The organism is Arthrobacter sp. 05L428 (assembly GCF_056397665.1).
This window is the reverse complement of the sequence record NZ_JBFTNW010000014.1, coordinates 1-13,204: the sequence shown is the minus strand read 5'-3', so window position 1 is coordinate 13,204 and position 13,204 is coordinate 1. Positions and strand designations below refer to the sequence as shown.

At 62.4% G+C, this 13,204-nt stretch carries 13 protein-coding genes; 3 read left to right on the top strand and 10 right to left on the bottom strand.

Annotated features, from left to right (window positions below; translation table 11 throughout):
- Positions 1–1,290: 1,290 nt before the first annotated feature.
- Complete coding sequence (locus tag AC1DH3_RS16580) at positions 1,291–1,467, bottom strand: CsbD family protein (protein ID WP_476892663.1); 177 nt, start codon at positions 1,465–1,467, stop codon at positions 1,291–1,293.
- A gap of 958 nt (positions 1,468–2,425) precedes the next feature.
- Between AC1DH3_RS16580 and AC1DH3_RS16575 the strand changes: the two genes are divergently transcribed.
- From AC1DH3_RS16575 to AC1DH3_RS16565, 3 genes are all read left to right on the top strand, one after another.
- Positions 2,426–3,250, top strand: coding sequence for a helix-turn-helix domain-containing protein (locus AC1DH3_RS16575; RefSeq protein WP_476909805.1), 825 nt, complete (start codon positions 2,426–2,428; stop codon positions 3,248–3,250).
- Positions 3,251–3,456: 206 nt separating this feature from the next.
- Positions 3,457–4,383 carry an SDR family NAD(P)-dependent oxidoreductase gene (locus AC1DH3_RS16570; RefSeq protein WP_476909804.1) on the top strand — a complete coding sequence of 309 codons (927 nt, stop codon included), beginning with the start codon at positions 3,457–3,459 and terminating at the stop codon, positions 4,381–4,383.
- Positions 4,380–5,363, top strand: coding sequence for an NAD(P)-dependent oxidoreductase (locus AC1DH3_RS16565; RefSeq protein ID WP_476909803.1), 984 nt, complete (start codon positions 4,380–4,382; stop codon positions 5,361–5,363). Before AC1DH3_RS16570 ends, AC1DH3_RS16565 begins: the two co-directional genes overlap by 4 nt.
- A 344-nt stretch (positions 5,364–5,707) precedes the next feature.
- Here the strand turns inward: AC1DH3_RS16565 and AC1DH3_RS16560 are convergent, their stop codons facing one another.
- From AC1DH3_RS16560 to AC1DH3_RS16520, 9 genes are all read right to left on the bottom strand, one after another.
- Positions 5,708–6,268: an NAD(P)H-dependent oxidoreductase gene (locus AC1DH3_RS16560; RefSeq protein ID WP_476892659.1), complete on the bottom strand. Its 561-nt coding sequence runs from the start codon at positions 6,266–6,268 to the stop codon at positions 5,708–5,710.
- Between the two features lie 75 nt (positions 6,269–6,343).
- The gene (locus AC1DH3_RS16555) at positions 6,344–6,769 is read right to left on the bottom strand and encodes a nuclear transport factor 2 family protein (RefSeq protein ID WP_476892658.1); all 426 of its coding nucleotides are present in this window, start codon (positions 6,767–6,769) and stop codon (positions 6,344–6,346) included.
- An 88-nt stretch (positions 6,770–6,857) separates the two neighbouring features.
- Complete coding sequence (locus tag AC1DH3_RS16550; RefSeq protein ID WP_476892657.1) at positions 6,858–7,691, bottom strand: alpha/beta fold hydrolase; 834 nt, start codon at positions 7,689–7,691, stop codon at positions 6,858–6,860.
- A 231-nt stretch (positions 7,692–7,922) separates the two neighbouring features.
- Positions 7,923–8,225, bottom strand: coding sequence for a tautomerase family protein (locus AC1DH3_RS16545; protein ID WP_476892656.1), 303 nt, complete (start codon positions 8,223–8,225; stop codon positions 7,923–7,925).
- A 147-nt stretch (positions 8,226–8,372) separates the two neighbouring features.
- Positions 8,373–8,675, bottom strand: coding sequence for a helix-turn-helix domain-containing protein (locus AC1DH3_RS16540; protein ID WP_476909802.1), 303 nt, complete (start codon positions 8,673–8,675; stop codon positions 8,373–8,375).
- Between the two features lie 97 nt (positions 8,676–8,772).
- Complete coding sequence (locus AC1DH3_RS16535; protein WP_476909801.1) at positions 8,773–9,402, bottom strand: DUF1345 domain-containing protein; 630 nt, start codon at positions 9,400–9,402, stop codon at positions 8,773–8,775.
- A gap of 336 nt (positions 9,403–9,738) precedes the next feature.
- Positions 9,739–10,359 carry a hypothetical protein gene (locus AC1DH3_RS16530; protein WP_476909800.1) on the bottom strand — a complete coding sequence of 207 codons (621 nt, stop codon included), beginning with the start codon at positions 10,357–10,359 and terminating at the stop codon, positions 9,739–9,741.
- 14 nt (positions 10,360–10,373) lie between these two features.
- Positions 10,374–11,522 (bottom strand): zinc-dependent alcohol dehydrogenase, encoded by a 1,149-nt coding sequence (locus AC1DH3_RS16525; protein ID WP_476909799.1) that lies wholly within the window; start codon positions 11,520–11,522, stop codon positions 10,374–10,376.
- A gap of 59 nt (positions 11,523–11,581) precedes the next feature.
- Positions 11,582–12,730, bottom strand: coding sequence for a glutathione-independent formaldehyde dehydrogenase (locus tag AC1DH3_RS16520; RefSeq protein WP_476909798.1), 1,149 nt, complete (start codon positions 12,728–12,730; stop codon positions 11,582–11,584).
- Between the last annotated feature and the right edge of the window lie 474 nt (positions 12,731–13,204).

Here is a 13,204-nt window from a genome sequence, read left to right as displayed (position 1 = left end):
GGGATCGAGGCGAGCGGCTCGGGCTTTTCAGCCGCAGCCGAGGAAGACGCCGAGGTGGCCGGAGCGGAGGAAGCGTTGTTCGCCGGGCTGCAGGCAGCCAGGGAAAACATGAGCGAACCGGCAGCGGCAACGCCGAGGAAAGTCTTGATAGATGTACGCATGGGAGTGCTCCTTGGAAATGGCTCAATGGGTGTCCCGTCCCCGCCGCCCTGGTACGGGCTGACACTTTCCTGCGGGTCCGGCTTGGTCTGTCAGGAGTACTTCGGCAACACCCGCCCTCCCGGATGGGTCCCCACCGAACCGACACCAATCCGTTACCAACGCAATGGGGGTGTCCTCCGGCTCAGTTATGCGGGTTCCAGCTGGGGCCTGAGGTTCTGCAAACCAACCTTGATGCGGGACTTGATCGTGGGAAGCGGTACGGAGAGCCTTTGAGGAATTTCCGTTCACTCATGCGGTTAAGCGGGTATAAACCGCGGTTCACTTCCTACGCCGTGAGGCTGTTCGGGCCTCAAGCAGAAACGCGACTTTGGTCGTATGCAACGGGTACCTCGCTGCTGTTTGTTGCCCTCGTCCTGGGGCAGGCGCTCGGCGCGACGGCCGCAGGTGCCGTCGCCGCTGTCTGGGGGCTCGCGGCCACTTTTGTATTGGCAGCCGAAGTCACCGGAGCGGCAGTGGCCGCCCCGTATTGGCCTAGAACCGTAAATGAGACACCCCAACCCGAACGACGATCGAAACTATGGGACGCCCTTTAACGTCGAGCGAGTAGAGACACGACCCATACCCTGCTCTAAAGGAGCTTTCGCTCATTGAAGACGAACCAGCGTTAGGAAAGACGGTAGATCCCCCAGCGGTGACTCCCGACTAACTCCTCATCTGTCCATGCTGGGGTCAATTCGGGTTATCCACGGCTGAATTGGTGAGCCGTCCGGGTAGCTCCCTGGCCGCCGTAGCGGTGGATACCCTTCGAGAATTGTCCCCGGTTGTGGGCAGCCGAGCCCTGTTTCCGGTGCCACCGGAACCCGCCTCTGCCTGAAGTGCAGCAACGGTTTGGAGGCAGCAAAGCGCGCGGCTGCGCTATCCCAGTTTTTGAGGAATTAGTCCACGGGGACCGGGACCTGCACATGAAGCCCGATGCCCTGTCAACCGAAACTTATCAGTCACAGATGTTGGGACTTGAAAAAAGCTTCGGGAGCGGCCGCTTGATCTTTTCTGCTGCCAGGCAGAGGCAGAGGCAGAGGCGGAGGTGCGGTCCGTCCGGACCGCACCTCTGCCTCTTGGCTGCGTGTCTTAGTGTTTCTTGAAGGCATCCTTGATTTTTTCGCCGGCCTGCTTCAGGTCCGCTTTGAATTGCTCGCCCTTGCCCTCGGCCTTCAGCCGGTCGTTGCCGGTGGCATCGCCGGCGGCTGCTTTGCCCTTGCCGTGGAGTTTCTCGGCGGCGTTGTGGATCTTGTCACCCAAACCCATGGTAGTTCTCCTTATTTGGCCGCCCCCGCGACGTGAATGCCGTGGAGGCCGACAGTTAATTGTAGGGACGGAACCGTCAAGAGTGGGTGCGATGGACAACCGGAATAACCGGTGATTTGGGCCGGAATTGGCGGTCGGTGCCAGCAGGTGGGTCCGCCGCATGGATCTTGGCCCCGTTTCTTCGCTGCGGGCAGACGGTTGTAATTTTAATGTTCCGTCATGCGACGTGTCGCTGTACTGGAACGGCACGGCTCCACGGTCCCGCGCGTTGCGCTGGTTTCATGAAATCATCGCCGACTACTTGAACTGAATCCGTGCAGCTTGCCGTTGCTGGACAGTCCCACTCCTGGACTCAGAGCGCCCGTGGGCGGCCGATCCAAGCCGCAGGTCTGCTGGATCCATGACATACCCACCAGCGGCCGGATGGATCCTCCGTCAGCTTAGGCAGACAACTCATAGCTCTCGACGCCTCCGACAGAGTTACAGAGTCTGGAAGTAGCGACGTTGTCTGGAAGTAGTGAACTTTCGAAACGCCTTGCACTCCACAGGCGCGCCGATGCAGTGGCAGCATGCCCCAGCCACGGCCCTAGACAACGAGTGGGTGCCGGGCGCTTAGGCGGCCATGGCTGGATGGGAGGAAGGGCGGGCAATTACCGACAGAACCTCGTGTTCTGTGCACGCGAGGCCTGGAATTGGGACATGGCCGGCAAACGGGAGCGGGGAAGATCGGATAAATCGACATCCTTTGTCCGCTGGCGGAGCCCGAGAGGCGAAGCCCGCGTATTCGGTGACTTCCGGAAGTGAGACTGGGCCATGAGTTGGGCAAAGAATTCCGAGGCACTTGAGCGCCTCCCACCATTCTGGACTCCCGATAAAGGACCATTAAGGCAATGGACAGTTCTTCTATGAAAATTCGGTCGTGCCGCGTTTGATGAGCGGCCGGGCGTAGATTAGGTCCGTGGCAAAGAACGTCGCTTTCGGAGAGTACCTGCAGGCCCGCCGTAAGCTCATCCGGCCGGAAGACGTCGGACTGCGCAGCTACGGGCGGCGCCGGGTTCCGGGTCTTCGCCGTGAAGAGGTTGCAGGCCTGGCAGGCATCAGCGTCGATTACTACGTGCGCCTGGAGCAGGGCAAAGACCACCACCCGTCCCCGCAAATACTGGACGCTCTCGCACGCGCCCTGCGTCTGGACCCGCCCGCTACCGTCCATCTGCACCGGCTCGCGCAACCGGTCCCGCAGGCCGTGGCCAGTCCCGCGTCGGCCGGGGTGGCGGAAGGCTTGTCGTATTTGCTGGTCACGATGGCCCACGTTCCGGCCTTTGTCCAGGACCGCTTCATGAACGTCCTCGCCGCCAATCCGCTGGCCGTTGCCCTCTCCCCGAGGAACCAACCGGGCACGAACGTGCTGCGGGCAGCCTTCCTGGACCCCGCCGAACGGGAGCTCTACGAGGACTGGGAACACGTCATGGAGGACGCGACCGCGGGACTCCGCGCAGCTGTGGGGGAGCGTATCAACGACCCGCAACTCGAGGCGCTGGTCACCGAGCTATCGGAGCGCAGCGCCTACTTCCTCCAGCTTTGGGGGCGCCACGATGTCCGCCCCAAGGTGTCGGGCAAGCGTCTGCTGCATCACCCAGTGGTGGGCGAACTTGAGCTCTTCCACGAAAAACTGGCCGTACCCGGAACGGACGGTCACCTCCTCGTCATTCACCACGCCGAGCCCGGCAGTGCCTCCGAACGGGCACTGGAGTGTCTGGCCCGGACGCTCCCGGACATGACCTGACCCCTCCACGCTCGTCGGCCCTGAATTACCCCCGAGGGTGGCCCCGGCATTCATATGAATCGCAGGGTTCTGGCTGCCCGATTCCGGCGGGAGCACACTGAATTCCAGAGCTGCCCAGACCCCGCGCTCCTTCAGGCTTGCATCCGAAGGACGCCGGGCGGCTCTTATGAAAAAACTTCCCGCCCTGCCGAAAGAAGACCAACCCCATGGCAAGAATCACCACCGGTTTCGGATTCAGCTCCACCACCTCCGACGTCACCGAGGGCATCGACTTCACCGGAAAGCGCGTCATCGTCACCGGTGGCGCCTCCGGCATCGGAATCGAAACAGCCCGCGCGTTCGCCAACATCGGCGCCGAGGTAACCCTGGCGGTACGCAACGTCGAGGCCGCGACGCCGGTAGCCCAGGAATTGCGCGAGTCAACTGGCAACAACAACATCTTCCTCGGCCGGATGGACCTGGCTGACCTGTCCACCATCACCGCATTCGCCGACGAGTGGACCGGCCCGCTGCACGTGCTGGTCAACAACGCCGGAATCATGGCCCTGCCCGAACTCGAGCGCACACCGGAGGGCTGGGAAATGCAGTTCGCCACGAACTATCTGGGCCACTTCGCCCTCGCCCAGGCACTGCATGGCGCCCTCGCCGAGGCGGGGAACGCCCGTATCGTGTCCCTGAGCTCCAGTGGACACTTGTTCTCCCCGGTCATGTTCGATGACCCGCATTTCAACTTCGTCTCCTATGACGCATTTGTCGCTTACGGGCAGTCCAAGACCGCCTCAGCCCTGTTCGCCGTGGGCGTGACCGCGCGCTGGGCCGAGGACGGAATCACCTGCAACGCCGTCATGCCCGGGGCTATCGCCACCAAGCTCCAGCGCCATACCGGAGGGTTGCGGACTCCCGTCGAACGTCAGAAAACTCCCCAGCAGGGTGCGGCGACCACACTGTATGTGGCGACTTCTGCGGAGCTTGAGGGCATCGGCGGACGCTACTTTGAGGACGTCAATGAGGCCCGCACCGTGGACCACCGAGGCCCCGATTACACCGGAGTGGCACCCTACGCACTCGATCCGGCCAACGCAGAACGCCTCTGGGATCTCTCGACCGAACTACTGGCCCGGAAGACTGCGTGAAAGCCATCAACTCCTCCACAGAGAAAGACAATGACATGACCGGCAGCGCCGCCTCACCCGACGCAACACCGACCACACCAGCGATCACCTCGGGCACTGCCTCCGAACTGAGCGTCGGCTGGGTCGGCCTCGGAGACCAAGGAGCCCCCATGGCACGGGCCATCGCCGAGGCTGGCTTCGAACTGAACGTCTGGGTCCGTCGCGAGGCATCCTTGACCGCTCTCGACGGCCTCCCCTTCGTCCGGCACGAAACCCTCGCCGCGCTCGGCATGGCCACTGACGTGGTCGGATTGTGCCTTCGCGAGGACTCCGACATCGAGGAGGTCCTCACGTCGGGCGGCCTGCTCGGAAGCATGCGGCCGGGCACCATTCTCATCAACCACGGCACCGGACTTCCCTGGTATGCCGCCGCCATGGCCGAGCGGGCCGCCGACACAGGGGTCCTCGTCCTGGATGCACCGGTCAGTGGTGGCCGGCCTGGAGCCGAAGCACGTCAGCTGACGACTATCGTCGGCGGCCCCAGCCAGGCTCTGACCACGGCCCGTCCCGTCCTTGAAGCGTTCTCCGGGAAGGTCTCCCATATGGGCGCCGCCGGGTCGGGGCAGACAGGGAAACTTATTAACAACGCCCTGCTGATGATGAACCAGAAAAACGTCCAGGACATCCTCGCTCTGGCGAACAATCTGGACCTCGACCTCGGCGCGCTAACGGACCTACTGCTCTCCGGAACCGGTCGCAGCTTCGCCCTCGAGGCGCTCACCGGTGCCGTTACCACCACCAACGCCGACCATCTCAAGGACCTGCAGATCATCGACATGGACATCTTCGCCGCGGCCATGACAAGCCTCGGTCAGGACGTCACCGCCATCGACGACTACGCACGGGCCGGCGCCAGAGGCCTGCCGTTTGCCGCACACTTGATCGCCAGGGCGGCGGCCAGCGGATCTGCGGCAGTCCGTGCCGCCGAGGTTGTCCGCTAGCCCCTGTCGCCGTCGGCAGCAGTCCTTTCCTGTGGCGGCGGGACGTCTCTAAGCTCCCCGGTGGGGGCCGCTCCTGGAAGCTGCTGTACCGGTGCGTCCCGGTGCGTCCTGGACGAAGACGGTGGAACGGCCAGCCTTCGGGGACTTCGTGACAAACTCGGCGTAGAAGCCGCTGTGTGCATCGCCCGGCACAGAGGCCAAGGGAATCAAAAAGGTATCTCCCACCAGGCCTGCGACCCCCGGCGGCGCGGTCGGCTGAACCGCCCAGCCGGAATACACCCTGCCGACCAGAGTGATGGGCGCCCGCCGGCTCCGGACCATACTCCGGCCGGCGGGCGCCTATGTCATGACACGTGCTCGGGCACGGAGCTTGCCTCTAGCAGGCGGCGGTAGTCCCGGGCGAGGTCCTGCAGCTGCTCTTCCGTCAGGTCACGCACCCCGTGCAGGACAAAGGGACTGAGCCATTGCATTCCGAGCCGACGGGCCGTGGCTTGCAGAGGGATGAGGATGTCGGTGAAGTCCCATCCGTGGAAGCCGTCGGGGGAGTAGGCGTCCCTGGTCCCTCCTGTGCTGGTGGCGACGCGCAGTGTCTTACCGGCAAGGGCCCCCGGCGCCCCGGTGCCGTAGGCCCAGCCGCGGACCAGCACCTCATCCAGCCAGTTTTTGATGAAGGCGGGCGGGGCGTACCAGTGTGTCGGGTATTGCAGAACGATGTTGTCCGCCGCTTCCACCTCAGCCCTTTCAGCACCGAGGTTGATCCGGCCGTCCGGGTACAGGCGGCGCAGGTCACGTACCGCAAGACCGGGCGCATCCTCCAATGCGGCGGCCAGAGCGTGATTCACGCGGGACCGGCTGAGATCGGGGTGATCCAGAAGGACCAGCGTCCTAGGGATTGCGGGTGTCATTGTCGTTTTCCTTTCGGGTTGGAGGAGGGACGGGACAGGAGTTGTGTGTCTGGGCGGAGGATGTAACGGCCTGGATCATTGAGCCAGACCTAGGTCGGGCGCACCGGCAGGAGGTGCAACCTGGTTGTTCCACTGCCAGTGCGCCGTTGCTGCCCCGTGCTCGTTGAGAGTGACCACCCAGAGGTTGTCAAAGGTTCCAAGGGCCGGATAGGTTCCCGTACCCTGGGCAGCGAAGGTGTCTCCCGTAAGGTGCAGGAGCTTCCAGTCGAAGGTCCAGCAATCGGTTCCCTTCCATCCCGCCCTCAGTTTCCATCCCGCGATGATTTCATCCAGACCATGCCAATCAGTCTCGTACGGCCGTTCGTGGAATTCGGCGTCCGGGGCATAGACGCCGGCTGTAGCGTCGACGCGGTTTGTCCTCCACGCTTGTACGTATCGATTCATCCATCGGGTGGCTTCGTGCTCACTCAGGAATTTGTCCATCTTCTGCTCTGCTTTCAAGGGTTCAAGGGTTCAAGGGTGTGAGGCTGTGATGAGCCGTAGAAGGTTCAGTTGGCAGGGAGGCCTGCGCCGAGGCCAGCCCGGGCGGTTACTTGGCCAGGAAGCGGAGCAGGATTTCGTTGATACTGGTGGCGTGCGTCCAGAGCATGCCGTGCGGTGCATCTACGAGTTCCACGTATTCGGCGGCCGGCAGGCGTTTGGTGAACTCACGGCCCGTCGAGTCGATCGGCAGGATGCGGTCCTGCGTTCCGTGCACGATTAGGGTCGGGACGGTGATCTTCTCGACGTCTGAGCGGAAGTCCGTCAGCCACGAGTCGACGACGGCGAAGGACGCGTACCAGGACGAGCCGGCGGCGACGTTCCAGGCGTTGCGCAGCGCTTCCTCGCTGAGCCGGTTTCCAAGGAATTTGTCGGTATTGAAGAAGTTGTCGTAGAAGTCGGCGAACCATGCGTAGCGATCGTCACTGGCGGCGTTGCGGATGCCGTCGAACACCGACGACGGAACGCCGCCAGGGTTGTCTTCGGTCTGCAGAAGGAACGGTTCGAGAGAGGCAAGGAACGCTGCCTTGGCCACGCGGGCCTGACCGTAGGTGCCGATATACCGTCCGACTTCGCCTGTGCCCATCGAGAAACCGACCAGGACGGCCTCCTGAAGGTCCAAGGTTTCGAGGACGGCCTTCAGGTCGGCTGCGAAGGTGTCGTAATCGTAGCCTGTAGTCGGTTTGCTGGATTTGCCGAACCCCCGGCGGTCGTATGTGATGACGCGGTAGCCGCCATTCAAGAGGGCCGCTGTCTGCTTTTCCCAGGAGCCACCATCCAACGGGTAGCCGTGGATAAGGACAACTGGCTGGCCCGTCCCGTGGTCCTCGTAGTAGAGCTCGATGTCCGTGCTGTTCTCGGTGCCGACTTTGATGTAGCCCATGTTTCTGATCCTTGTCTCGAGGCTGAGAACTAACGTTCTCGCAGCGTCATCGCCACTCCGGTCGGAGTGAGGTGATTGCCTTCCTGTATTTGGTGTTCGTACGGGAGTTTCCTGAGCACAGTCCGGGTTCGGAAGGATTGGGTCAATTCCGCTGTCCCCTTCAATGGGCCCGGAGTCGCGCTGTGCACCGAACGGGGATTGGGGCGTCATGGATGACGTACCAAATTGGGGTTACTTTTCTTGAACCGGTGCTTTCTCTGCCAGTTCCGGCCGGGTAACCGGGTGGCCGTCAATAGACTCATAAACGCTCTTGGAACGGGCGAGTCCATCCATCAGGCTGGCCGGTCCCCTGAAGGGCAGACCGCCGATGTGCCAGCCGTCGGTGTGCAGTTCCTCTATGAGGACCCAGACCACCTCGCGGAAAGCTTCGGATCCTTCAAACTTGACCATGACGTCAGTTAGCGCAGCCGCCATCCGGTGCTTTTCGTCTTCCGTGAAGACGCCGTCGACGAGCTTGACGTTTACGAAGGGCATGACCGTCTCCTCTTTTATGGATGCTCCGGATTTCACCGGATGCATCCAGCATTGCCGAGGGAGCGCGTCGGCGGACCCGCGAATCCTGTCAACCAGCCCCCAGATGGCGTCAGCCTGCGACTGAGCAGGCGGTGAGGCTGGGAAGTATCAGGGCTGTGACAGGAGACTTTCCAGATACAGCGATGGACTCATTCCGATCTTCTGCGTGAAGACGCGCCTCATCGTTTCGGCACTTCCGAATCCGCTGGCGGCCGCAGCCGCCGAGACAGTGGCTCCTCTCTGGAGCATTGCCTGAGCGGCCTCGATACGTACCATTTCAACGTACCGACTAGGAGTGGTGTTGGTTGCCTCCTGAAATCGCCGGGTGAGACTACTGGCGCTGAGATTCGTCATGGCGGCCATGGCATCAATCGAGTAGTTTGCGGCGGGATCGGCCGTGATGCTGTCCAATGGCCGTTCCCCAATATCCGGGCCGGCCCCTACCTGTCTAAATGGGGAGGGGGATCGGGGCAGCGGTTGTGGGGACGACACCCACGCCGTGTTCTAGTCAGCTGGATTGGCCGAGACTGACGACAAGGTTGATCGCCACCGCGACAACGAAGGTGCCGAAGAAGTAGGAGAGCAGAGCGTGACCCAGAGCGATCCTTCGGGAGGGAGTGGATGACTCGTTCACGTTGCTCGCGTTGTACGACATGCCGGTTGAGAATGCTGCGTAGGCGAAGTCGCTGTATGACGGTTCCTCTTCCTGGTTGAAACGGAACCGATGGCGGTCGTCGTGGTAGTACATACGGGCATACTTGAAGGCGTAGACAGTGTTGACGAGAGCCCAGGCGAGCGCCACCCCGAGAGCTGCAAGGATCGCGGCGGCCACGCCGATGAAATCCTTCTGTTGGCTGCGGATCAGTGCAAAGACGACCGCAACGAGACTGACGAACGTCGAGGCGATGATGAGGGAGTCAACGACCCGTCGAGATCGGTCTTCATGACGGGCGAGTTCCCCCGTCGCCTCCGGACCAGCGGGCCAGGCTTTAGTCCACGCCCAAGCCAGGAAGACGCACCCGGCGACAGCCCATCCGATCAAGGGCGCGAGTTCGGGAGCACCGAGCAGCACCGGAACGAGTGCGATAACGAGGCCGATGATGGCTGAAACAAGAGCCTTGCGATCAATATGCGACATTGCAGAAGCTGCCTCCAAACTAAATTGACCGTGACGGGCTGATGATCCGCTGTTTGGTTCAGAGCGGAGTATGCGGTGGCCTTGGTTGCCGCCGGGTGCGTCCGAGCGTGACTTTCGCGGTGATAGCGACGCTGGCGAGGCGTTCGGGATCCTTATGTGTCCCGCGTCCTCGGGCGGGAGCCGCTGCCCTTCATGCGGGCAGCACTGGCGGGCAGTGCCCGGCACGTGGACTCCTACCCGCGGCGCCCACTGGGCGTAGGTCACCGCGGGCAGGAGTCGAGACGCGCAGAGTGCTGCTACCCGTGGCCCTCCGCAGCCGCGGCGCCAAGGTTTTCGTCAGGTTGCGCGATGCTTTCCGAGAGCTTTGAGAGCTTTGAGAGCTTTGAGAGCTTTGAGGGCTTTGAGGACGACTGCGACCCCGGCCCCAGCCAGCACCCAGGGGCCGCCGACGATGATCGGGTCAATCCATTGATGGTTTGTATCCGCGCGTTTTTGCCCGAATCTGGAGCTAAGGCCGCCCTGACGGAACTCGGCGGCCACTCCGGTTTCAGTGATGGGGTTGTCGGGATGGAGGGTGGCGAAGGACTTCAGATGGTGTTCCCAAGCGTCTACCCGGTCGGCCGCGATTAGCAGCAACCAGTGCGCCGCCCGGCCTTCGCTGTATTTGTAGGCGTGTCTTCGGATGGCGCCGGAGGCCCCGGCGGGGGGTGTTGATGTGCCGAACACGGGGGGTAGGAAGGCGTGTTCGACGGAACGCTCCCTGGGGTATTTCTCGGGTTGGCGTTCGGGGAAGTCCCAGTGGGCGCCGGTTTCGGTGCCGGGTTGCTCACGAGGGTAGGAGGGCCGGTCGGCCGGGTCGAGGTCGGCGCCCCATCCAGGGATCTGTGTCCGCAGTTCTTCCGAGGCCGTCCTGGGCGTGCGTCTGTCGGAGACATATGGTGTGGCTATCTCAGTCACGGTGGGCTTTCCCTTCAGGATGGTGCGGCGACAACAAGCGGTTTGATGATGTTGTCCAGCTTGGCGGAGAACATGTGGTAGCCCTCGGCGATGTGTTCCAGCGGAATGCGGTGGGTGACGAGGTCGCTGGGTTTCAGGTACCCGTTTTGGATGTGCTCGAACAGGCGGGGCCACTGCCGTTTGACGGGGCATTGGTTCATCCGCAGGGTGAGGCCCTTATTCATGGCGTCGCCGAACTTCACGGCGCTGAAGATGGGCCCGTACGCCCCCGCGACGGATACGGTGCCACCCTTGCGTACCGAGTCGATTGCCCAGTTCAGGGCGACGGGGGAGCCGCCTTGCAGTTTTAGCTTGCTGCTGGTCACGTGCTGGAGGAAGTTGCCATCCGCCTCTGCCCCGACGGCGTCTATGACGACGTCGGCCCCCAGATAGTCGGTCTCCTTCTTCAAGTGCACAACAATGTCTTCGTACTCGGCGAAGTTGTACGTTTCGGCGTGCGCAAACGTGCGGGCCTTCTCCAAGCGGTACTCCAGGTGGTCGATCACGATCACCCGGCCGGCGCCCATCAGCCAGGAGGACTTGGCGGCAAACAGCCCCACTGGCCCGGCGCCGAATACCACCACGGTGTCGCCTTCCACGATGTCACCCAGCTGCGCGCCGAAATAGCCCGTCGGGAGCGCATCGGTGAGGAGGACCGCGTCCTCCTCGTCCATCCAGTCCGGGACTTTCGAAGGTCCCACGTCCGCGAAGGGGACGCGGACGAATTCGGCCTGGCCGCCGTCGTAACCTCCGCAGGTGTGGGAATAGCCGTAGATGCCGCCCACCGCCGTCGCATTGGGGTTTACGTTGTGGCAGTTGGAATAGAGGCCGCGGGAGCAGAAGTAGCAGGAGCCGCAGTAGATGTTGAACGGCACCATCACCCGGTCGCCTACCGTCAGGTTCTGCACGGAGGATCCGACCTCATGCACCGTGCCCACGAACTCGTGCCCAAACGTCATCCCCACCCTCGTATCCGGCATCATGCCGTGGTAGAGGTGCAGATCGGAGCCGCAGATGGCGCCCCTGGTGACCCGTACGATGGCGTCGTTGGGGTGCTCGATCTTCGGAATGTCTTTTTCTTCGACGCGAACTTTGTACGGTCCGCGATAAACCATTGCACGCATCAGTACCACCTCCTGTGACTAGCGCGTTTCGACATGGACGTTCGTTCTCCCCGGTCTTGTCAGGTTCCGGCCGGATGGAGAACGACTTTTGTCCAGCCGTTTTCACGGTTGTCGAAGTTCTTGTAGGCCTCGGGCGCCTGATCCAGCGTCAGCTCGTGACTTACGATGAAGGAGGGGCTGGCCTTTCCGCCGGCGATGAGGTCGCGCAAGGCCCTGTTGTACTTCTTGACCGGGCACTGGCCTGAGCCCATCGTTTGACCTCTGAACCAGAAGTTTCCGTAATCGAAGGCCACCTGCCCGTGCTGCTCCAGTTTGTCGGGGCCTCCCGGGTCCTGGGGCAGGAAGACCCCAACCACACCGAGGCCTCCGACGAATCGCACGGAGTCCACGAGCCGGTTCAGGGTCATGTTGGGATGTTCATTTCCTTCCGGATCGTGCGCCTGATAGCCGACGCATTCGCAACCGCGGTCTGCCCCGAACCCCATGGTCTGGTCCTTTACGAATTCGACGGGGTCCACTTGCGAATCATCCACAGGGATGGCGCCGATTTGTTCCGCCAGCTTAAGGCGGTCGCTGTGGCGGTCCACCACCATGACTTTGCCGGCTCCTTTGATAATGGCTGAGTAGGCGGCCATCAGCCCAACCGGACCAGCACCGTAGATGACAACGGAGTCTCCGGGGTAGACCCCGGCCATTTCCGTGGCATGCCAGCCGGTGGGGAAAATGTCCGCGACCATGACGTAGTCAAGTTCCTTCTCCACCGCATCCTCGCCCAGGCGGAGGCAGTTGAAGTCCCCGTATGGAACGCGCAGGTATTCGGCCTGTCCGCCTTGGTACGGGCCCATGTCCGCGAACCCGTAAGCCGCGCCGGCGAGCTTAGGCTCGGGCTGCATGGTCAGGCAGTAGTTGGTAAAGCCCCGTTCGCAGTTTTTACAGAATCCGCAGGCGATGTTGAACGGCAGCACCACCCGCTCGCCGACTTTTACTTTGCTCACGGCAGGGCCGATTTCCACCACCTCACCGAGGTTTTCATGCCCGAAGGAGCGTCCAGTTTCGAAGCTGGTGCGCCCTTCGTACATGTGCAGGTCCGATCCGCAAATGTTCGCGGAGGTGATGCGCACCAGCACGTCGGCGGGGTGCTCAATTTTGGCGTCGGGGATCTCCTCGACGCTGACGTCGTTCGGTCCTTTGTAAATTACTGCCTTCATTGTTCGCTCTTTTCTCTATCCCATGCCCATTGGGCCAAGCAGGAGCAACGATTGAGGCATCTCAAAACGTTGAGAGGGGACGCCGGCAGGCGGCACTGAGCCACCGAAACGCCTGGCGTGGCCGGTCGGGCAAACGGGGAACAAGGGTTCTGTGAGGCCCGCCTAAAAGTGCTGGGAGGGCGAAGAATTTCAGACGGAGGGGCTGCGTTGGAACTGCACCCTGTCGGTCTGTGCGCGAGAGTGAAACTCGTTGAAGCCCAAAGCTAAGCATGCTTCGCAGTGGATGTCGAGGCCCTCCCGAAAGTATCCGAAACGGCCCCCGGGTATGCCGCCCGGGGCTCCGCAACCTACTAGGGCGCCGTGGAGCGCTGGGTCCCTAACGTTGAACGGCGCGGGCGCGCGACCATCTTCGAAGTGAGGGCCCCTCGCGTTGTCCGGATGTAKCGGCTTTTGCGGAGGGATGTTGTTACCGGG

Coding starts and splice junctions, on each gene's coding strand:
- AC1DH3_RS16580 (WP_476892663.1), bottom strand. CDS start 1,467: ATGGGTTTGGGTGACAAGATCCACAACGCCGCCGAGAAACTCCACGGC.
- AC1DH3_RS16570 (WP_476909804.1), top strand. CDS start 3,457: ATGGCAAGAATCACCACCGGTTTCGGATTCAGCTCCACCACCTCCGAC.
- AC1DH3_RS16560 (WP_476892659.1), bottom strand. CDS start 6,268: ATGACACCCGCAATCCCTAGGACGCTGGTCCTTCTGGATCACCCCGAT.
- AC1DH3_RS16550 (WP_476892657.1), bottom strand. CDS start 7,691: ATGGGCTACATCAAAGTCGGCACCGAGAACAGCACGGACATCGAGCTC.
- AC1DH3_RS16545 (WP_476892656.1), bottom strand. CDS start 8,225: ATGCCCTTCGTAAACGTCAAGCTCGTCGACGGCGTCTTCACGGAAGAC.
- AC1DH3_RS16535 (WP_476909801.1), bottom strand. CDS start 9,402: ATGTCGCATATTGATCGCAAGGCTCTTGTTTCAGCCATCATCGGCCTC.
- AC1DH3_RS16525 (WP_476909799.1), bottom strand. CDS start 11,522: ATGCGTGCAATGGTTTATCGCGGACCGTACAAAGTTCGCGTCGAAGAA.
- AC1DH3_RS16520 (WP_476909798.1), bottom strand. CDS start 12,730: ATGAAGGCAGTAATTTACAAAGGACCGAACGACGTCAGCGTCGAGGAG.